At 29.7% G+C, this 20,018-nt stretch carries 17 protein-coding genes; 11 read left to right on the forward strand and 6 right to left on the reverse strand.

What is annotated here, in order from left to right; translation table 11 throughout:
- Window positions 1-65 precede the first annotated feature (65 nt).
- The 4 genes from ACMFBB_RS18865 to ACMFBB_RS18880 form a co-directional block, all read right to left on the reverse strand.
- Window positions 66-416, reverse strand: a complete 351-nt coding sequence (locus tag ACMFBB_RS18865; RefSeq protein WP_435264347.1) for a hypothetical protein — start codon at window positions 414-416, stop codon at window positions 66-68.
- Entirely contained in the window at window positions 364-843 is a 480-nt protein-coding gene (locus tag ACMFBB_RS18870) for a S41 family peptidase (protein ID WP_435262283.1), read from the reverse strand. Before ACMFBB_RS18870 ends, ACMFBB_RS18865 begins: the two co-directional genes overlap by 53 nt.
- Window positions 824-3,328, reverse strand: a complete 2,505-nt coding sequence (locus ACMFBB_RS18875) for a S41 family peptidase (protein ID WP_435262284.1) — start codon at window positions 3,326-3,328, stop codon at window positions 824-826. The genes ACMFBB_RS18870 and ACMFBB_RS18875 overlap by 20 nt, the downstream gene beginning before the upstream one ends.
- Before the next feature lie 72 nt (window positions 3,329-3,400).
- On the reverse strand, window positions 3,401-5,092 hold the full coding sequence (locus tag ACMFBB_RS18880) for a helix-turn-helix domain-containing protein (RefSeq protein WP_435262285.1): 1,692 nt from the start codon (window positions 5,090-5,092) through the stop codon (window positions 3,401-3,403).
- A gap of 318 nt (window positions 5,093-5,410) precedes the next feature.
- On the opposite strand from ACMFBB_RS18880, the gene ACMFBB_RS18885 reads away from it, so the two are divergent.
- From ACMFBB_RS18885 to ACMFBB_RS18895, 3 genes are all read left to right on the forward strand, one after another.
- A complete protein-coding gene (locus ACMFBB_RS18885) occupies window positions 5,411-6,256 on the forward strand; it encodes a transketolase (protein ID WP_435262286.1) in 846 nt (281 codons plus the stop codon).
- Window positions 6,257-6,396: 140 nt separating this feature from the next.
- Window positions 6,397-7,533, forward strand: a complete 1,137-nt coding sequence (gene bshA, locus ACMFBB_RS18890) for an N-acetyl-alpha-D-glucosaminyl L-malate synthase BshA (RefSeq protein ID WP_435262287.1) — start codon at window positions 6,397-6,399, stop codon at window positions 7,531-7,533.
- 8 nt (window positions 7,534-7,541) lie between these two features.
- Window positions 7,542-8,114 carry a sigma factor-like helix-turn-helix DNA-binding protein gene (locus ACMFBB_RS18895; protein ID WP_435262288.1) on the forward strand — a complete coding sequence of 191 codons (573 nt, stop codon included), beginning with the start codon at window positions 7,542-7,544 and terminating at the stop codon, window positions 8,112-8,114.
- A gap of 120 nt (window positions 8,115-8,234) precedes the next feature.
- On the opposite strand, the gene aroB is transcribed toward ACMFBB_RS18895, so the two are convergent.
- Complete coding sequence (gene aroB, locus ACMFBB_RS18900) at window positions 8,235-9,293, reverse strand: 3-dehydroquinate synthase (RefSeq protein WP_435262289.1); 1,059 nt, start codon at window positions 9,291-9,293, stop codon at window positions 8,235-8,237.
- Between the two features lie 102 nt (window positions 9,294-9,395).
- Here aroB and ACMFBB_RS18905 point away from each other — a divergent pair, with 102 nt between their 5' ends.
- The 3 genes from ACMFBB_RS18905 (at window position 9,396) to typA (ending at window position 12,779) form a co-directional block, all read left to right on the forward strand.
- The gene (locus tag ACMFBB_RS18905; protein WP_435262290.1) at window positions 9,396-10,562 is read left to right on the forward strand and encodes a proline dehydrogenase family protein; all 1,167 of its coding nucleotides are present in this window, start codon (window positions 9,396-9,398) and stop codon (window positions 10,560-10,562) included.
- Window positions 10,562-10,867: an LETM1 domain-containing protein gene (locus tag ACMFBB_RS18910; protein ID WP_435262291.1), complete on the forward strand. Its 306-nt coding sequence runs from the start codon at window positions 10,562-10,564 to the stop codon at window positions 10,865-10,867. The genes ACMFBB_RS18905 and ACMFBB_RS18910 overlap by 1 nt, the downstream gene beginning before the upstream one ends.
- Before the next feature lie 139 nt (window positions 10,868-11,006).
- On the forward strand, window positions 11,007-12,779 hold the full coding sequence (typA, locus tag ACMFBB_RS18915; protein WP_435262292.1) for a translational GTPase TypA: 1,773 nt from the start codon (window positions 11,007-11,009) through the stop codon (window positions 12,777-12,779).
- Between the two features lie 67 nt (window positions 12,780-12,846).
- Here the strand turns inward: typA and ACMFBB_RS18920 are convergent, their stop codons facing one another.
- On the reverse strand, window positions 12,847-14,397 hold the full coding sequence (locus tag ACMFBB_RS18920) for a sodium/proline symporter (protein ID WP_435262293.1): 1,551 nt from the start codon (window positions 14,395-14,397) through the stop codon (window positions 12,847-12,849).
- A gap of 223 nt (window positions 14,398-14,620) precedes the next feature.
- Between ACMFBB_RS18920 and ACMFBB_RS18925 the strand changes: the two genes are divergently transcribed.
- The 5 genes from ACMFBB_RS18925 (at window position 14,621) to hisG (ending at window position 20,012) form a co-directional block, all read left to right on the forward strand.
- A complete protein-coding gene (locus tag ACMFBB_RS18925; protein WP_435262294.1) occupies window positions 14,621-15,154 on the forward strand; it encodes a cysteine dioxygenase in 534 nt (177 codons plus the stop codon).
- 28 nt (window positions 15,155-15,182) lie between these two features.
- The gene (locus ACMFBB_RS18930) at window positions 15,183-15,602 is read left to right on the forward strand and encodes a hypothetical protein (protein WP_435262295.1); all 420 of its coding nucleotides are present in this window, start codon (window positions 15,183-15,185) and stop codon (window positions 15,600-15,602) included.
- Window positions 15,599-16,582: a pyridoxal phosphate-dependent decarboxylase family protein gene (locus tag ACMFBB_RS18935; protein ID WP_435262296.1), complete on the forward strand. Its 984-nt coding sequence runs from the start codon at window positions 15,599-15,601 to the stop codon at window positions 16,580-16,582. The genes ACMFBB_RS18930 and ACMFBB_RS18935 overlap by 4 nt, the downstream gene beginning before the upstream one ends.
- 770 nt (window positions 16,583-17,352) lie before the next feature.
- Complete coding sequence (locus ACMFBB_RS18940; RefSeq protein ID WP_435262297.1) at window positions 17,353-18,882, forward strand: tetratricopeptide repeat protein; 1,530 nt, start codon at window positions 17,353-17,355, stop codon at window positions 18,880-18,882.
- Window positions 18,883-19,154: 272 nt separating this feature from the next.
- Entirely contained in the window at window positions 19,155-20,012 is an 858-nt protein-coding gene (gene hisG, locus ACMFBB_RS18945) for an ATP phosphoribosyltransferase (RefSeq protein ID WP_435262298.1), read from the forward strand.
- The last annotated feature ends 6 nt before the right edge of the window (window positions 20,013-20,018 follow it).

Consider the following 20,018-nt stretch of genomic DNA (forward strand, 5'->3'; position numbering starts at 1 on the left):
TTAAATTGAAAAAAGGGTAAAGTATAGTATACTTTACCCTTTTTTAGTTGATGTATGTTAAGAAATTACTTAATGTCTTTAAGCATTTCTGATACAGATCGTTCCAATTGTTGATCACGACCGTTATCAATAATACCTGGCATGTTTTTCACTTTAATCATAGGCATTGTTTGGTTGTTTTCCATCCATTTTCCAGATTTATCCTTAGCACTAACAGGAACAACTCCCCAGTAACCTCCATTAGGCAAGCCTTCCCATCCAGCAAAACTACAAGTACCAGGAACTGGCATACCTACTGTTTTTCCAATTTTAAGATCTGTATACCCAGCAGCATAACAATGCCCGTCTGAATACATACTTTCATTAAAAATAGATAAGGTAGGTTTGGTCCGATCGTGATGTAGGTTCTCTTCCAACTACCTTAGCTTCTGTTTCATAAGAAATAAAAGGGACTCCTGTAAAGAACATAGCTAAATCAGCAACCAAATCACCACCTCCATTAAAACGTGTATCGATAATAATTCCTTTACGTTCAGAGAATTTTCCCATGATGTCTTTATAGATACTTCTGTAAGGGCCGTCGCTCATTCCTGGAATATGAACATAACCTAATTTTCCATTACTTAATTTGTTTACCTCTTTTTCATTGATGTTCACCCATCTTTTATATAGTAAACGACTTTCTTGTCTAAGAGAAATAGGCTTAACTGTTATAGATTGTTCTTTCTTTGTTTTAGGGTCTTTAATATTAAGCAGTACAAATTTTCCCGCTTTTCTATTTAAATATTTAGCTATATCTTGATTTTTATTAATGGTAACACCATCAATTTTTTCTATTATCATTCCCGCTTTTACGTTTAAAGAGGACTTGTCTAATCGGACCATCTTTGATAACTTCATCTATCAAAATACCATTGTCTTTATGATTGTAATTCATAAAAATACCTAAGGAAGCAGTTGCATCAGCATTTTTAATACTTGTTCGATAACCAGCTCCGGCATGCGATACGTTTAATTCCCCTAACATTTCAGAAAGCATTTCTGAGAATTCAAAAGAGTTACCGATTGAAGGTAAGTATTTTTTGTATTCTTTTTTCATTTTATCCCAGTCAGTTCCATGAAAATCTGGATGGTAAAAAATAGCATTAGTTCTTATCCATACGTGATTAAACATAGCTACTCTCTCCGCATCGGTATTCAACATCATTTCACCTTTAATTTTTACTGGCTTTTTACTCTTTTTAGCTGGATTAATTTTAGAAATTCTACCCCCACTTAAAAGGTATAAGTTTTTCATTTGCTTATCCCATTGTAAAGAGCCAAAATTGGCGTTTAATCGCATTACCATCTTTGTTTCTTTGGTGCGTAAATTGGTACTCCAAAGGTTCATTTTACCTTCAAAGCGTGCTAAATAATATAAAACATCCCCTTTTTTAGATAAAACAGCATCACCAAGGCTAGAAGAATGTATCGTTAATCGTTTTGTTCTTTCTTTCATGCTATCCCAATCAAAAGTAAGTGGTTTTACTTCTTTTTTGTCTTTAGCTTTCTTTTTATTTTTTTTCTTGTCTTTTTTATCTTTCTTATCGGTAGCTTTCTCTTTTTTCTTGGCTTTCTTTTTTTCTTCCTCTTGGATAGCTTTAATGGCTTTCATCAATTTAAACTCTTCATCGCTAAGATTAAATTCGTCCCAAGCTTCTTGAGTAAAAAACATACTGTGAACATCAGTTTGTGATCGTCCACTTGTAGCATAAGACTTTAATCCGTTTCTATTACTAAACCATAACATTTGTTTTCCATCATTAACCCATTTCGGATAATAATCTCTATAACCACTCTCAGTTAGGTTTATACGTTTAGTACCATCAGCAGCCATTAATAACACTTCGCTATTGCTTAATGTTTTGCTCCATCCAACTAATAACCATTTACTATCCGGACTCCAAGTAAAATATTTATCTCCATCACTCATGTGAAATAAATCTTTGGGTGTTAATAAAGTTACTTGTTTTTTAGTCTTTAAATTCATTACCTTCAAGGTTCGCCTACCTTCAACAAATGCTATTTTAGAACTGTCAGGTGAAAATTCAGGTAAATAATTATCTAGTTTGTTTTCTATGACTGGAGATTCTTTTACTAGGGTAGAAGCAAAAAAGAAAGGTTCTTCTTTTCTTACTTTTTCTGTTTTATAAATACTCCATCTTCCATTTCTTTCGCTACTATATACTACAGATTTTCCATCAGCAGACCAGGTTACGAAACGCTCTCTTTCTGATGTGTTTGTTAGCCTTTTAGTAAAAGATTCATTTACAGAAGTAACAAAAACTTCACCTCTTGAAATAAAAGCAATTTCTTTTCCATTTGGAGAGATAGCCATTTCATTAACTCCTCCATTAATTGAGATGAATTTATCACTATTATCTTTACTTTGTGTTCTAATAATAACTGATATTTTAGAAGGTTTTTTACCTTCTTTCATGGTATACAATTCACCATCGTATCCAAAACTCAAAATTCCATTACCAATACTTAAGAAACGCACTGGGTGTAATTTGAAGTTTGTTATTTGTTGATTCTGGTTAGGATTGTTAATATTCATTTTATGCACATTAAAAGTGCCGCTTTTCTCGCTTAAATAATACATGCTTTTCTCATCTTCAGAGAAAAAAGGATGTCTATCTTCTCCAGCAAAAGAAGTAATCATTGTATGAGTATTACTTTTGCTATCATACTTCCATATGTCTCTAGTAATAGATGATTTATGATGCTTACGCCATTCGTTTTCACCACCTTTTTTGTCGTGGTATAACATGGTTTTACCATTTTTAGATACTTGCACATATTCCGCAGGTACGGTGAACAGTTGGCTAACTCGTCCTGCAATTGTAGGTACACTATATAGCTCAGGTTGAGAACCTGTAGGGTATTGTCGATGCTTTACTTGATCTTGACGTTGCGCTCCGAAAATAACATCTTTATTATTTGCAGAAAAAGTAAAAGGAATTTCATCAGCAGAGTGAAAAGTTAATCTTTTTGCCTCACCACCTCTTGCATCCATAATATAGATGTCAAAATTACCATAGCGGTTAGAGGAAAAGGCAATTTTTTTACTGTCTTTGCTCCAAATAGCCTTGTAATCGTGTGCTTTATGAAAAGTTAATTGAATTGCATTACCACCAGTTGAAGGAACTTTATATAAATCGCCTTTGTAGGTAAATACAATCTCTTTTCCATTAGGTGATATTGAGGAGTGCCTTAACCAATTGGGGCTCTTTTGAGCAAAGAGCTGCACTGTTAAAAGTGTAAATAGTAGTGAAAGGTGTTTCATTTTAATAATTTTTTTGCAATCTACTAAATTGCAACACCTAATTATGTTAATTTAAGTTAAAAAAAGAAGGGGTTACTTTTCTAGATTTTTAATAAAATAAGAAGGTTTGAGTTCAGTGAATTTAACAAAAGCTTTTGAAAATGATTCTGCATTTTTAAAACCAACTTCAGTTGCAATAGCTTTAATAGTGTATTTTCTCCATAAAGGATCTTTTTTTAATCTTTTTACCGCATACTCAATTCGTAATTTATTAATATAGTTTGAAAATGTAGTGTTTTTATGCTGATTTATTACTTTGGATAAATAATTCGCATTAGTATTTAACTTATTCGCTAAATTTTGTAAACTATTATCACTTTGTAAATACACTTCTTCTTTCTCAAAAGTATCAAGTTCTTTTAAAATAGCTGTAACTATGGAATTTGAAAGCTTTGGTTTATTAGCTGTAGTTTTTTCTTTTGATGAAAGTTTTGGGTTAATAAAATTCTCTTGGTTTACAATTGCTAAGAAACGTTTTTTATAAACTTTCTTTTTTCTTATTTGGTAGAATACTAAAATAATACTTGCAAAAATAATTAGTATGGCTATAATTATATTTTGGTTAGATCTTTTAACGTTATTTTCTAATTCTAATATTATTTTTTTCTTTTCAGCTAGTAAGTTAGGAATGTCATATTCTTCTGTAAATGTTTTATTGATTTTGTTTTTTTCAGTTAGTTCAAATTCTTTTATTTCTAGAAGCTTATTTATATATACCAGTTGTTTTTCAATATTATTAGTTTGTTTGTAGTAGTTTATTAGAAATAGAAAACTATATTTTATATTAAAATTTTTGATTCTTGTTTTGTTGTATATTGAGTCTACTTTTAAGTGGTGTTTGCAGGCTAGGTCTTTGTTGCTTAATTCGTAACATCTAGCGATTTTACTGTAACTACTAATTAATAAAGGGAAATTTTCATCACTTATGAAAGAAGGTATTGATTTTTGGATAGATTTAATAGATTTTTTTAATTTTTTTTGATTAAATTCTATCATGCCTTTTATGTAGTATGACGACCCTAGGTATTCTTCATCTTTTAGGTTTTTATATAATTTAATGCCTTTTTTGTTATAATAAGATGCTGAATCAAACATATTTAATTTATTATATCTTATGGCTATATTAATAGGTAAGGAGATTAAATCTTTATTAGATTGGTAGTTTTTGTTTTTATTAAACAAAGAGTATGATTTTTTTAAATAGTAAAAGGATTCTTTATTTTTTTTTATTACTGACTTCATTAAGCCTAAAAACAAATAGTTTACTGTTTTTAAGCTATCATTTTTATTAATTTTTAACTGTTTACTAACTAATGAAAATTGATTTAAAGCATCACTATTTTTTTTATTGTGAAAATAATATTTTCCTTTACGTAAATATATTGCTGAGGGAAAATTTTTAGTTGGTTCTTTAGAGTAAACTTCTATTAAAGAGTCACAAAAATTTAAAAAAATATTACTGTTGTTTTTAATGTCAGCTAAAATATATTTAGAATTTATCATCTCCATAGTATCTTTTTCTTGTATAGCTTTTAAATAATTAGCATTCGCATATTGAATAGCTTTGGCTATATCAGGTTTACTTGCATAAAATAAATCAGTTAATTCCTGAAAACTCTTTTTGGTTAAAGAATCAAGTACATTTGATTGTTGAGCGTTAATTTTTAAGGAAAGGATTAGTGTAATAATGAAAAGGCATAGATATTTCTTTATAAAAAAAAACATAGAATGATTTTAAAAACCCAAATCTACTATTTTAAAGCTAAAAAGGTGTTGTTTTTATTTTGCTGAAAATAAAGATTTTATGTTTTTAGTAACTCGTTTTTCATGAAAGTAGACTGCAATGTTTTGCCAGATTTCCTTAGAATTAGGTTCTTTGAAGTACGTAAATGAAAGGGTTCAATTCATTATATAATTACACGGGGAAATTACAAGAAAAAGAAAGTTTACTCATGAACCCTTTTTTTCTTTTTAATTGTTTAAAAAAGAAATTGGCAATTCTTTTTTAAACAATTACTTTTGTCAGCATAAAACAAAACAATAATGCCAACAACACAACAACTTCAAGATTTTACACAACAAGTTAGACGAGATATAGTTCGTATGGTCCATGCGGTTAATTCTGGTCATCCAGGTGGTTCATTAGGATGTGCTGAGTTCTTTACATGTTTGTATCAAGAAATCATGGATTATTCTACTGATTTTAAAATGGATGGTGAAAATGAAGATTTATTCTTTTTGTCAAACGGACACATATCACCTGTTTACTATAGTGTGTTAGCACGTAGCGGTTTTTTTCCTGTTGCTGAGTTAGCAACATTTAGAAAATTAGATACACGTTTACAAGGGCACCCTACAACACACGATCATTTACCAGGTATCCGTATTGCTTCAGGATCATTAGGACAAGGAATGAGTGTTGCTATTGGTGCGGCTCAAGCTAAAAAGCTAAACGGAGATGATAAAATTGTATACACGTTGCACGGTGACGGTGAATTGCAAGAAGGTCAAATTTGGGAGGCTGCAATGTATGCTTCAGCAAAAAAAGTAGATAATTTAATATCTACAGTGGATGTTAATGAAAAGCAAATTGACGGTACTACTGATCAAGTATTGGCGATGGGAAGCATAAAAGCTAAATTTGAAGCCTTCGGTTGGGATGTTCTTGAAATAAAAGAAGGAAATAATGTAGAGGCTATTTTGAATGGAATGGCTGATGCAAAGTTAAGAACAGGTAAAGGAAAACCAGTTTGTGTATTATTGTATACTGAAATGGGTAATGGTATTGATTTTATGATGAATACGCATGCATGGCATGGAAAAGCACCTAATGACGAGCAGTTAGAGGCTTCATTATCACAAAATCCTGAAACTTTAGGAGACTACTAAGAATTAATATATATCATTCTATAAAAACGTCATTACTGAATCAGTAATGACGTTTTTTTGTGAAAATCTTTGCATAAATAAGTAAGCAATACCGTAAATTTACGTCATAAACCATATTTACAAATTAATAGCGATATAATATGAAGATAGGAATTGTGTGTTATCCAACTTTTGGAGGTAGTGGAGTGGTGGCAACTGAACTAGGAATGGCACTTGCTGATAAAGAACATGAAGTCCATTTTATAACATACAATCAACCTGTTCGTTTAGATTTTTTTTCACACAGATTGCATTTTCATGAAGTAATGTTGGAAGAGTATCCGCTATTTCAATACCAACCTTATGAATTAGCTCTGTCAAGTAAAATGGTGGAAGTAGTTGAGAAATACCAATTAGAAGTATTACATGTACATTACGCTATTCCGCATGCGTATGCTGCTTATATGGCTAAAAAAATGTTGTTTGATAAAGGTATAAATGTAAAGGTAGTAACAACATTACACGGAACAGATATTACGTTAGTAGGTAGTCATCCCACTTATAAAACAGCAGTGGAGTTTAGTATTAATAAATCAGATGAAGTAACAGCAGTTTCTCAAAGTTTAAAGGATGATACATTACGATTATTTAATATTGATAAAGACATAAAGGTTGTTTATAATTTTATTGATGGAGAAAAGTACAATAAAGCGCATCAAACAGAATGTCAAAGAAGTGCTTTAGCAAATGAGAATGAACGAATTTTAACGCATATCAGTAATTTTAGGCCAGTAAAACGCACAGACGATGTAATTAAAATTTTCAACAAAGTACAAAAAGAAATTCCTTCAAAGTTATTAATGGTGGGAGATGAACCAGAACGAATAAAGGCTGAAAAGTTGGTGGATAAATTAGGACTTAAAAGTAAGGTGTTATTTTTAGGGAATAGTAATGAGGTAGCCAAAATTTTGTGCTACACAGATGTGTTTTTATTACCTTCGGAAACAGAAAGTTTTGGTTTAGCAGCTTTGGAAGCTATGGCAGCAAGTACGGTTGTGGTGTCTACTAATTCTGGAGGGCTTCCTGAAGTTAATATTCACAACAAAACTGGATTTTTAAGTAATGTAGGCGATGTTGATGACATGGCTAAAAATGCCATCTATGTTTTAAAAGATGATGTTGTGTTAAATAAATTTAAAGTTAACGCCAAGAAGCATATTGAGTTGTTTTCTTTAGATTATGTTCTTCCTCAATATGAAAAGATTTACAAAAAGTGTTATATTGAATCTGAAAAATAAGTTTTCAAATGGAATTTGATACAATTTGGAGCGCGTATAGTAATTATTTATCAAATTTTGTAATGTCAAAAGTTGAAAATAAAGCTCAAACGGAAGATATTTTACAAGAGATAGGAGTTAAATTACACACGGTTTTAAGTCAAGATGTAAAAATCCGTAACTATAAAACATGGCTTTTTCAGGTAGCAAGAAATTTAATTATCGATTATTATAGAAAAGAAAATGCCAAAAAAAATAGAGAACGTTCATATTCTGTAATCAATCAAGAAGGGACCTGTGTTTGTGATTTATCGAGTTTTGTAATTCAACATTACTTGCCAACGAAATATGGAATTCCTTTGTTCAAGAGTGATATAGAAAAAAAATCTCAAAAAGTAATTGCTGAAGAATTAAATATTTCAGTAGCAGCAACGAAGTCAAGAATACAAAGAGCAAGGGTTAAGTTAAAAGAATTGATAGAAGACTGCGTAACAATAACGTACAATAAAGGCGGTACAATTATAGACTATCAACTAAAGAATACTTGCAAAATACCTAATGAACTTCAAGAGGAAATGAAAAGGCTAAATCTAACATTATAATCTTTAAATGTTTGCTCTATTTATTAATTGTAAATTGGAAGATTGTTAGATAACTTATTCCTGCTTTATTTTAAGTAAAATATAGCTGACAGAAAAAAAATATTTTGAAGTCTAGAGTTTTTATGAATCATAAAACGCTAAACTTTCTTTAATTAAGTTAGTTTTAACTTTACAGTTAATTTTAAAATTTTCATAATCGTTTAATAAAATAAAGTTGATTTCACCTCCAACATTTTTTTTATCGTGCTTCATTAAATCAAAAATAGGAGTAAAATCTTCTTCAATAAAACTAACTTTGCCGTAAATATTAATAATAGCATTTTTAATATCGGTAAGTTTTTCTTTAGGAAACCCTAAAATTTTATGAGAAATATATGCTTCACAAACCATACCTATTGCTATAGCCTCTCCATGTGTTAAATTTTCTTTTGAGTCATTTTCTAGGAAGTATGACTCAATACCATGGCCAATGGTATGGCCCCAATTTAAAACTTTTCTAATATTTTTTTCTTTAGGGTCTTCTAAAACTACTTTATTTTTTATTTCAATAGAACGGTGAATCAAATCCACAATATTTAATTCAGAGTTATCTTTAATTTGATTAAATAAATTAATATCATGAGTCATTCCATATTTAATAATTTCAGCGGTTCCTGAACGAATTTCACGTGGTGTAACGGTATGCAAATACTCAGGGTCAATTACAATCATTTCTGGGTTCGCAAAAACCCCAATTTGATTTTTTAATACACCTAAATCTACACCAGTTTTTCCTCCGACAGAAGCATCAACCATACTCAGTAAAGTAGTAGGGATATTTATAAAATCGATTCCACGTTTAAAAGTAGAAGCTACAAAACCACCCAAATCAGTAATAACACCTCCTCCTAAGGTAATTAATAAACTATGCCTATCTGCGCCTAATTCAGTCATAGCATTCCATACACCAACACAAGTTTCAATATTTTTATAAACTTCACCAGGAGTTATTTGAATAACCTCTATCGGTTTATTAGTATTTAATAATTGAATAAATCGAGGGTAACAGCATTCTAACGTATTATCATCTACTAAAATAAAAACAGAGGAGTAATTTTTTGTAGCTATTATTTTAGCTAATTCATCGTATGCTTTTTCTTCAAAATGGATAGGATATGTTACAGCCTGAATTGATGTCATTTTCTATAATTTAATAAAGGTGCAAATTAAATAGAAAAAATTGATATATGTCATACTAGTCGGTTATATTTGTTTTTCAAATTAAACAATAATAGTATTTAGTTGATGAAACTATTTGACAACACACAAACAGCATTTAAACTAAAATCTGACTCAGAGTTAGAAAGAGCTTATTTTTTATTTAGAATGATACAAAACCAACCAATGGTGCGTATCGGAACGGCAGTAACAAATTTTGCTTTAAAAGCGCATTTGCCAGTAGAAGGGTTAATTAGATCAACTGTATTTGATCATTTTTGTGGTGGAGTAACTGAAGATGATTGTTTGCCTAACATTGAAAAGATGTATAACAAGGGGAATGTTCATAGTATTTTGGATTATTCAGTTGAGGGAAAAGAAGATGAGGCACAATTTGATGATGCTTTACAAATGACCTTAAAAACGATTAATTTCGCTGAAGAAAAAAAATCGATTCCTTATGCTGTATTTAAGCCTACAGGATTTGGGCGTTTTGCATTATATCAAAAACTGACTGAAGGTAATGAGTTAACATCTAGTGAACAAACTGAATGGAATAGGGTAGTAGAACGATTTCATGAAGTATGTAAAGAAGCAGTTAAAAAAGATGTTCCTTTATTAATTGATGCCGAAGAAAGTTGGATGCAAGATGCTGCAGATAATTTAATTGAGGAGTTGATGGAAATTTACAATAAAGAAAAAGCTATTGTATTTAATACATTGCAAATGTATCGTCATGATAGAATGGAGTATTTGCGTAATTTACACCAAAGAGCTCACCAAAAAGGTTACCACATAGGTATGAAAGTGGTTAGAGGTGCCTACATGGAGAAAGAAAGAGCAAGAGCTGAAGAGAAAGGGTATGAGTCTCCAATTTGTGTTGATAAACAAGCAACGGATACTAATTATGACGAAGCAGTTCGTTATATGATGGAGCATAAAAATATGGCCATCTTTGCAGGAACACATAACGAAGAGAGTTCATTTTTGTTAATGGAGCTAGCAAAGAAACATAATATATCAGTAAATGATAAACGTATGTGGTTTGGTCAGTTATATGGTATGAGTGACCATATTAGCTTTAATTTAGCTGAGGAAGGCTATAATGTTGCTAAATACGTCCCTTTCGGTCCTGTTAGAGATGTAATGCCATACCTTATTCGTAGAGCTGAAGAGAATACCTCAGTAGCAGGACAAACTTCAAGAGAATTGAATTTGTTAAAAACAGAGAAAGCACGTCGTAAACTTTAATGACTACTGTTGATGAAATAAAAGAAGCTATTCAAAAAAATAAAAAACGATTAGCTAAGGAGCTTAAAGAAAGCAAAGAGTTGGTGTTTTTGATAAAAAAATCAGTAACTACTTCTTTAACGGATGAAGAAAAAAATAAGGTAAAAGAACAAATGTTAGATATTTGTAAGGCTGTTCCTGCGTTCACAATTTTTATGTTACCAGGAGGAGCCTTACTATTACCTTTATTAATAAAACTAATGCCTGATATTTTGCCAAGCGCTTTTAGAGAAGATGAAGATTTAAGTGAAATAAAGGAAGAATAAATTAATTGCAATCAGATAAATATATAGTTTTAATTGCGAGTTAATTAACCTTTCTGGCACATTTTTAAAATTCGTAATTCAAAATTCATATTTTTTAAATAATAATACACTACTTTTGCGCCAAATTTAACGTAGCAAAATGCAATCAATTAGAAACATCGCTATTATAGCACACGTTGACCACGGAAAAACTACCTTGGTTGATAAAATTATAGATCAAGCTAAAATTTTAGATGACCGTAAAGAACGTACTGACTTATTATTAGATAATAATGATTTAGAACGTGAGCGTGGTATTACAATTTTATCAAAAAATGTATCTGTAAATTATAAGGATGTAAAAATCAATGTAATTGATACTCCTGGGCATGCCGATTTTGGAGGAGAAGTAGAGCGTGTATTAAAAATGGCCGATGGTGTTTTATTATTGGTTGATGCTTTTGAAGGTCCTATGCCTCAAACTCGCTTTGTATTAGGAAAAGCAATAGAATTGGGTTTAACACCAATTGTTGTTGTAAACAAAGTTGATAAAGAAAACTGTACCCCTGATTTGGTACATGAAAAAGTTTTTGATTTAATGTTTGCTTTAGAAGCAACAGAAGATCAATTAGATTTTACAACAATCTACGGTTCAGCTAAAAATGGTTGGATGAGTACTGACTGGAAAGATGAGAAAACTGATATTATCGATTTATTAGATGCGGTAATTGAAACTATTCCTGAAGCTCCTTACCGTGAAGGTAGTCCTCAAATGCAAATTACTTCTTTAGATTATTCTTCTTTTAAAGGAAGAATTGCTATTGGACGTGTATTCAGAGGTGATTTAGAAAAGAATAAAGATTATATGCTTTGTAAAGCAGATGGTACCAATAAAAAAGTACGAATTAAAGAATTACACGTTTTTGAAGGAATGGGTAAAGCTGAAACTGATAAAGTACGTAGTGGAGATATTTGTGCTATAACTGGTATAGATGATTTTGAAATTGGTGATACTATTGCTGATATTGAAGCTCCAGAAGCATTACCAAGAATTGAAGTAGATCAACCAACAATGAGTATGTTGTTTACAATTAACAACTCACCATTTTTTGGTAAAGAAGGAAAATTTGTTACTTCTCGTCACTTACGTGATCGTTTATTTAAAGAAATGGAGAAAAACTTAGCGTTGCGTGTTGATACTACCGACTCTGAAGACAAGTTTAATGTTTTTGGTCGTGGAGTATTACATTTATCTGTATTGATAGAAACTATGCGTCGTGAAGGATATGAATTGCAAGTAGGTCGTCCTCAAGTAATTTTAAAGGAAATTGATGGTGTTAAATGTGAGCCTTATGAAACATTATCAATTGATGTTCCTGAAGATGTTGCTTCTAAAGCTATTAATTTAGTATCTCTTAGAAAAGGAGATTTATTGGTGATGGAACCTAAAGGTGATTTACAACATTTAGAATTTACGATTCCTTCTAGAGGATTAATTGGTTTACGTAATAAAATATTAACAGCAACTGCTGGTCAAGCAATTATTAATCATAGATTTAGTGAATACGGGCCATATAAAGGTGAATTTGCTGAAGATATTAAAGGAGCAATTGTGTCTTCTGCAGCTGGTAAAGCGACTGCATATGCAATTGATAGGTTGCAAGATAGAGGTAGGTTTTTTATTGATCCTAATCAAGAGATATACATTGGTCAAGTAGTAGGAGAAAATGCTAAATCTGATGATATGGGAGTGAATTTAATTAAAGGAAAGAAATTAACAAACGTTCGTTCTTCAGGAACTGATGATAGTGTTAAGATTGCTCCAAAAATTGATTTCTCTTTAGAAGAATGTATGGAGTATATTAAAGCTGATGAGTATTTAGAGGTTACTCCAGAAAGTTTACGTATGCGAAAAATAACATACAGACCATAAACAGGTTTAAAATAATATATTATATAAGCTCAAGTTTTTAACTTGAGCTTTTTTTATAAAATAAACATTAAACGTTAGTGTTTTCTGGTTTTGAATCAATTTCTTCTACCATTTTAATAGCTTCTGGCCTTGGTGGAAATATTTTAGATATTATAACACCAATAATTATTGAAACTAGAAAGGAAGGAGCAAGTACATCAAGAGCAACAAAGTAGGATCCTATATTTTCTAGTTCTTTAAAAACAAAATTAAATAGAATTACAGCTATAAATCCTGATACCATTGAAGCTATAGCTCCTTTTTCTGAATATCCTTTCCAAAAAAGAGAAAGAATAATAACAGGGCAGAAAGTAGCGGCTATTCCAGACCAACCAAAGATAATAACCCAAAAAATTTGTCGGTCAGGCGATACGTAATTCATTATAATAGCTATTATTAATGCGGTAAAAGCGATAATAATCGTTGAAGTTCTTGATATTTTTGTTAGGTTTTCATCTTTTATGTCTGGACGAAAAATTTTTTGATAAAAATCTCTAGTAATAGCACTCGATGCTAATATTAAAAGAGAATCAATGGTTGACATTATTGCGGATAAAACAATGGCAATAAAAATAGCAACAAGTATAGTAGGTAAAAAACTATTAGTAATCATACTTAACACATCTTCACCATTATTGCCAAGAATAACCTCAGGATCTTGACCTTGTTTGGTAAAATATATACGAGCCAAAATACCAATAGTTACAGCGGCAGCATCAGTTAGTAATGTAAATATAACAGCAATCCATTTACCTTTGTCTATTTCTTTTTTATTTTTTATTGACATAAATCGAACGTAAACTTGCGGTGAACCAAGAAATCCTAATCCAATCATAGAAAATCCTAAAATTGTAAAAAGATTCATCCACTTGTCATCACTTCTACCCATTATTTGTGTTAATGTTGGGTCTATAGCATTTAAACCCTCAGTGACACCAGCTCCATGATCCATAGAAAACCAAACTACTATAGGTAATAAAACAAGGCCAAAAAACATTAGTAAACCTTGAAATAAATCAGACCAAACTGCAGCAACAAAACCACCGATAAATATATAAGCAAGTACAATAAAAAAACCAATTAAAGCTCCTATTTTATAATCAATTCCAAGCATAGATCTAAAAGCAACACCAGTTACATCTATTTGAGAAGCAACATATATGACTATAAAAATTACTAGTACTGACGCTGCTAAAATTCGTAGCGTTTGAGTTTTAGATTTAAAATGACTGTGAAGATAATCAGGAATAGTAATAGCTCCATAAGAGTCTGATCTTTTTTTGAAACGTTTAGCCATGAATTGCCAGGAAACGAAAACCCCTAATAATTCTCCTACAACTACCCAATATCCAGAGTATCCGGCTATAGCTCCCATTCCTGTTAGTCCTATAAGAAGCCAACCAGATTCACCAGTTGCTCTTGCAGAAAAAGCAACTGCCCAGAAGCCCATGTTTTTACCTCCTACATAATAGTCACTCATACTTTTTATTCGCTTAGATGCCATAATTCCAATTAAAAAAAGGATGCCAACGTATACTATTAATACAGCTATTTTTATTGTTATATTGGGGTCATACATAATGGTTGTTTTTAAAATATAATAAGTTTATGAAATGTACTCATAAATGATTAGAAATAATGTTTTTATTATGTTCTAATCTAAATAAATATTAAAAATCATAAAATTCGGTTATATTTGTTACAACTAGTATGATTAAATTTATCATAATAAATTCTTTAGTTCAATTTAAGGAGTGACCTTGAATTTGTATATTAAACGAACACAAAAAGTAGAAACCTATTTGAATTCTAGCGAACACACCCCAAAAGTACTTCAATCTTTAGATGAATTAATTACAGCTCTCACTGAGGGAGAGAGGGCGACTTTTAGTCACATAATTAATTCTATAACATTTACACCGAACACATTTGATAAATATTGTTCCTGGTCTAACGAGTCTTATACTAGAAATTGTATTATTAATAATGAAGATTTTGAGTTGATATTGATTTGTTGGTCTGAAGGTCATCGTACTCCAATACATGATCATGGAGGTGAAGAATGCTGGGTGAAAGTTATTGATGGTAATTTTAGAGAGGTTATATACCAAAAGGATGAAGTAGGGGAGTTAAAAGCTATTAAAACAACGATTTCTAAACCTAATGAAGTTACTTATATGAAGGATTTTATGGGGTATCACAGCTTAGAAAATATATCTAATAAGAGAAGTATGTCGCTTCACTTGTATGCAAAACCAATTCGTGAATGTAGGGCATACGATGAAAACACGAAAACTTTCAAAAGTAGATTTTTGAGTTATAACACAACGATTTAATTAAAAACAAAATTTAAAAAGAGTAAAAATGTCTGACATAAATAATGATTTAACTTTATTTAACGAACTAGTAGAAACTCTTATTAAAGAAGAGGAAAGTAGCCCAGTTGCTAAGAGAATTAATGCAAATGAATTATATAATGCTATTGATCTTTCCCTTAATGACTCAGGAATGATAGATGATGAGCTTAAAGCTCTATTAGGTAAGGTTCTTATTTCAACCCCAAAAACAGCAACTAAATTATTTTTTAACCAACTTTTTGGAGGAAGGCAAAGTAAGGCCGTCTTAGGCGATTTATTGGCAGTAATGCTTAATAATAGTATGTATACTTATAAAGTTGCAGGGCCTCAAGTGGGTATTGAACAAGAGATTATTAGGAAATCTTGTGATTTAATAGGGTATAGTGCCCTCAAAGTAATGGTACATTTCCTACTGGAGGCTCTATGAGTAATTATATGGCACTTGTTATGGCTCGTGATGCTAAAGATCCGATATGTAGGTTAGAGGGGATGTCTAAACCACTAGTTGTTTATACATCAAAAGAGTCTCATTATTCCAATTCAAAGAATGTTAGTTTTACTGGGATAGGAAGAAATAACATTCGATATATTAAAGCAGATTATAAGGGAAGAATGATTCCTGAATTGTTAGAAGAGCAAATTATTAAAGATTTAAATGAAGGATTTATTCCTACTTACGTTAATGCTACAGCAGGTACTACAGTATTAGGAGCTTTTGATCCAATTGATAAAATTGCTGATATTACAGAAAAGTATAAAATATGGCTTCACGTAGATGGCGCTTATTGTGGAAGTGTTATTTTTAGTGAAAAATACAAGCATTTATTAAAAGGTGTAGAAAGATCAAACTCCTTTAGTTATAATGCTCATAAAATGCTTGGAACACCGTTAACATGTTCAATAATTTTAGTAAATAATAAAAAACAGCTGTATGATTCTTTTAGCAATGATGCTGATTATTTATACCAAACAGACGGGGATGATTTTAACTTAGGTAAAACTTCTTTTCAATGTGGTAGAAGAAATGATGCTTTAAAGTTTTGGACATTATGGAAATCTATAGGGGCAAATGGGTTAAGAAAGATTGTAGACAAACAATTTGATCTTGCTAATTTTGCTCTTGACTATATTAGAAATAATTCTGACTATACTTTGTATAGTTTTGATGATTCAATATCTATTTGTTTTAATTATAAAAATGTAGATCCTACTGATCTTTGTACTGCATTGTATGAGTATCAAATAACAGTTGTAGGTTTTGGTTCCTTTGAAGATAATACGTTCATTAGGTTAGTTACAATTAATGCAAATAATAATAAAGAAGATATTTTAAACTTTTTTGAACTTTTAGAAGATTTTGTTGAAAGAACTCCAAGTTTAAAGAAAATAAAAGCAATAAGTATCTAAAACATATATTATTGATAAGTGAAAAAAGCACCTTTTAAGGTGTTTTTTTTATTGTTTCATATAATTAAAATATGTGAATTCCGATTAGTATTGAAAATCATAGATAGCCTTGAATACATAGGGTAAAATAAAAAAGCTACCAAAAACAAGGGTGAAATTTTTTATATTTTCAAGGGAATTATTGTTTTGATAGCTTAATTTTTGAAATTACTAAATAAGGGGAAAACAATTAGTAATTCTAATACAAAAGTAATACATAAAACTAGGTGTTTTAACAATGTAGTAGTATTGATGTACTATGTTTTTATACTACAATTATACGTAGTTTTTAAGTGTAATTTTATGATAATAAATGTTTTATTTATTTTTTTTAAGTAAGAATAGTGTTTTTAGTTGATGGATTAATAAAATGTTAATGGAATAAGTAAGAGAGTCTCTTTATATACAATAATAAAATATTATAGCAGTTAGTCTTTTAGTAAATCTATTATAACCGTATTAATTTATAGAGAGCTAATAAATTTTCATTAAACATGAAGTTTGTCTTATTGTTAAGTAATCTGTAGTGTTTTTAAAGTATGTTATAAAAAGTAATTAGCTACTATTTTTGTAAGGTTTTTAGCTTTTCAACTGTAATATACTTTATATTTAAAATTCCATCATTTTATTATGTGTAGTATTTTTGATGTATATTTATAGGACTTAAAAATAGGGAACAAGGGGTTTTCTTTAATTTTTTTAGATAAAATTATTTATAGAATTTGGACGTAATGAAGATAAGTACTGCTTTTTATTACTGTTTTTTTGGCTTTTGTAGTTTTGTTTTAAATGCTCAGAATCTTACTAAACAGTTTAAACCTAAAAATTATAAAGAACAAATTGTTAAAAGTTATTATTTGTTTCAAAAAAATGAAGATGAACGATTATTAGATAGTGTATTACGTTTTATTAAGTTAAATGAATTTGTAATAAAAGAAGATACTATTAATAGTAAAATTTATTACTTAAAGGGAATAAGTAATCTCTTTATGAAAAGGTATGAAAAAGCTGATTCTTTCTTTTCAAAATCCTTTGATTTAGCCGAAAAAACTAATGATCTTCTTCTGAAAGGTACTATATATAATTCAAGAGGTGTTAGTATCTCAATGGGAAAAAAGAATTATATAAAAGCAGAAGAGTTATATAATAAAGCAATTGTTAATTATAAAAAAATAGATGAACTTCCTCAGCAAATAGATTCCTATTATAATTTGACAATAAATGCTAGGAAAAGAAAGAACTGGAAAAAATCTATTGAATATGCTCAAATTTGCTTGAAGCTCATAGATAAAAACAAAGATCGTATAGGAGTAATTAGTCGTTTGTACTACTTCATTGCTGATAATAATTTTGAATTAAATAAAAATGAAGAAGCAATTAAAAATTTAAAGATTGCTGAAAAAAATACTTCAGCAAATTATAGTTATGTAAATGGACTAATCAATGAAACTTATGCTAAAGTATATGAATCTAATAAAGATTTTGTATCAGCAATAGAAAGATATAAAAAAGCTAATATTTATTTACGTGAAGATAATGAGAAGAATGAAGGTAAACTAAGTAAATCATTCATAAAACAGTTAGATTTAGAAAGTAAATTAAATTTAGAAAAGGAAGCTATAATAAACACTCAAAGTAAACAGTTGTATTTAAGTTTTTCAGTAATTTTTATTTTCTTATTATTTACAATAGTCCTTTATTTATTAATTAAAAGAAACAAGAAGCAAAACAATCGCATTAAAGAGCTTAATTCTGATTTACAAAGATTGATATTGACTCTTAAAGAAAATAACCAACACTTAATTGATAGGAAAAAAGAGATAGAAAATTTATTAAAATTAAATGAACAAGCTACATTTTCAAGAGTTTTAAAAATAAATACATATAATGATGCTATCAGAAAAATAAGTGATGATATTGAAAAGTTTTCTGAAAATGATTCAAGTGCCTCTAGTTATTTAATTACAGTAAATAAAAAACTACTAACATTAATATCAGAAGAAGAACTTTGGCAGGATTTTAAGATACAATTTGAAAAAATTAGACCAAATTTTTTCACTAAATTAAAAGAGCATACACCAAGTTTGTCTATAAACGACTTAAAACATTGTACTTATATAATTTCAAATTTAAAAAGTAAAGAAGTAGCTCAATTAATCAATGTATCACCAAGAAGTGTTGAAACAACAAGGTATAGAATTAAGAAAAAAATGGGTCTTGATAAAGAAGATAATATTTATGATTTACTTAGTTCGTTGTAAATCAAAAGAAAAAAAGTAAAATATTTTATTAAAAATAACTTGTGTAATTAAAAAAATATTTCAAATATTTGCAATAGGAAAAATAAGAACATGAATTTTATTCAATTACATCATCATCATCATCATATTTGCACTCAGGCGAATTGAAGATGTATTGAATAAAAACAAAATATATTTTAAACCCGTTTGAGTAAATCAAACGGGTTTTTTGTTTCTGGTTAAAAGGAAATTATCTTCACGTAAAGATTTACTCAAACAAATAAACTAACAACATGAGTAAATTAAGAATAGCTATTCAAAAATCAGGAAGACTAAATCAAGATTCCTTACAACTTTTAAAAGACTGTGGTATATCCATAGATAACGGGAAAGATCAACTAAAAGCATCTGCAAGTAATTTTCCTTTAGAAATCTTTTATTTACGCAATGGTGACATTCCTCAGTATTTAAAAGATGGTGTTGTTGACGCAGCAATAATTGGAGAGAACCTTTTAGTTGAAAAAGGAGGCGATATTCAGTTTGTAGAAAAATTAGGGTTTTCAAAATGTAAAGTTTCTTTAGCCATACCTAAAGCAGAAAACTATCAGGGATTGAGCTATTTTCAAAATAAAAAAATAGCAACTTCTTATCCTAAAACAGTTCAAGATTACTTAGCGAAAAATAACATCAGCTCACAGTTGCATATCATTAATGGCTCTGTAGAGATTGCTCCCAACATAGGATTAGCTGATGGAATATGTGATATTGTTTCAAGTGGATCTACATTATTTAAGAATAACTTAAAAGAGGTAGAAGTACTGTTAAAATCAGAGGCAGTATTAGCCGTTTCTCCAAAATTAGAAGTTGTTCAACAAGAAATTTTAAATAAGTTACAGTTTAGAATTCAATCGGTTTTAAAAGGAAGTCGTTCTAAATATATTTTGCTAAATGCACCAAACGACAAGCTTGAAAAAATTATTAATATTTTACCAGGAATGAGAAGTCCAACGGTATTGCCATTAGCAGAGGAAGGATGGAGCTCTGTACATTCAGTTTTAGATAAAAATCAATTTTGGGAAATTATAGATGAGCTAAAGAGTAATGGAGCTGAAGGTATTTTAGTATGTCCGATAGAAAAAATGGTAGTTTAAAAATAA

Source organism: Tenacibaculum sp. nBUS_03, assembly GCF_051201695.1.
GTDB lineage: Bacteria > Bacteroidota > Bacteroidia > Flavobacteriales > Flavobacteriaceae > Polaribacter.

Bases quoted from the DNA above. Each gene is read 5' to 3' on its own strand.
- ACMFBB_RS18940 (WP_435262297.1), top strand. From the start codon at position 17,353: ATGAAGATAAGTACTGCTTTTTATTACTGTTTTTTTGGCTTTTGTAGT.
- typA (WP_435262292.1), top strand. From the start codon at position 11,007: ATGCAATCAATTAGAAACATCGCTATTATAGCACACGTTGACCACGGA.
- ACMFBB_RS18870 (WP_435262283.1), bottom strand. From the start codon at position 843: ATGATAATAGAAAAAATTGATGGTGTTACCATTAATAAAAATCAAGAT.
- ACMFBB_RS18875 (WP_435262284.1), bottom strand. From the start codon at position 3,328: ATGAAACACCTTTCACTACTATTTACACTTTTAACAGTGCAGCTCTTT.
- ACMFBB_RS18935 (WP_435262296.1), top strand. From the start codon at position 15,599: ATGAGTAATTATATGGCACTTGTTATGGCTCGTGATGCTAAAGATCCG.
- ACMFBB_RS18920 (WP_435262293.1), bottom strand. From the start codon at position 14,397: ATGTATGACCCCAATATAACAATAAAAATAGCTGTATTAATAGTATAC.
- ACMFBB_RS18895 (WP_435262288.1), top strand. From the start codon at position 7,542: ATGGAATTTGATACAATTTGGAGCGCGTATAGTAATTATTTATCAAAT.
- ACMFBB_RS18880 (WP_435262285.1), bottom strand. From the start codon at position 5,092: ATGTTTTTTTTTATAAAGAAATATCTATGCCTTTTCATTATTACACTA.
- ACMFBB_RS18910 (WP_435262291.1), top strand. From the start codon at position 10,562: ATGACTACTGTTGATGAAATAAAAGAAGCTATTCAAAAAAATAAAAAA.
- hisG (WP_435262298.1), top strand. From the start codon at position 19,155: ATGAGTAAATTAAGAATAGCTATTCAAAAATCAGGAAGACTAAATCAA.
- bshA (WP_435262287.1), top strand. From the start codon at position 6,397: ATGAAGATAGGAATTGTGTGTTATCCAACTTTTGGAGGTAGTGGAGTG.
- aroB (WP_435262289.1), bottom strand. From the start codon at position 9,293: ATGACATCAATTCAGGCTGTAACATATCCTATCCATTTTGAAGAAAAA.
- ACMFBB_RS18885 (WP_435262286.1), top strand. From the start codon at position 5,411: ATGCCAACAACACAACAACTTCAAGATTTTACACAACAAGTTAGACGA.
- ACMFBB_RS18930 (WP_435262295.1), top strand. From the start codon at position 15,183: ATGTCTGACATAAATAATGATTTAACTTTATTTAACGAACTAGTAGAA.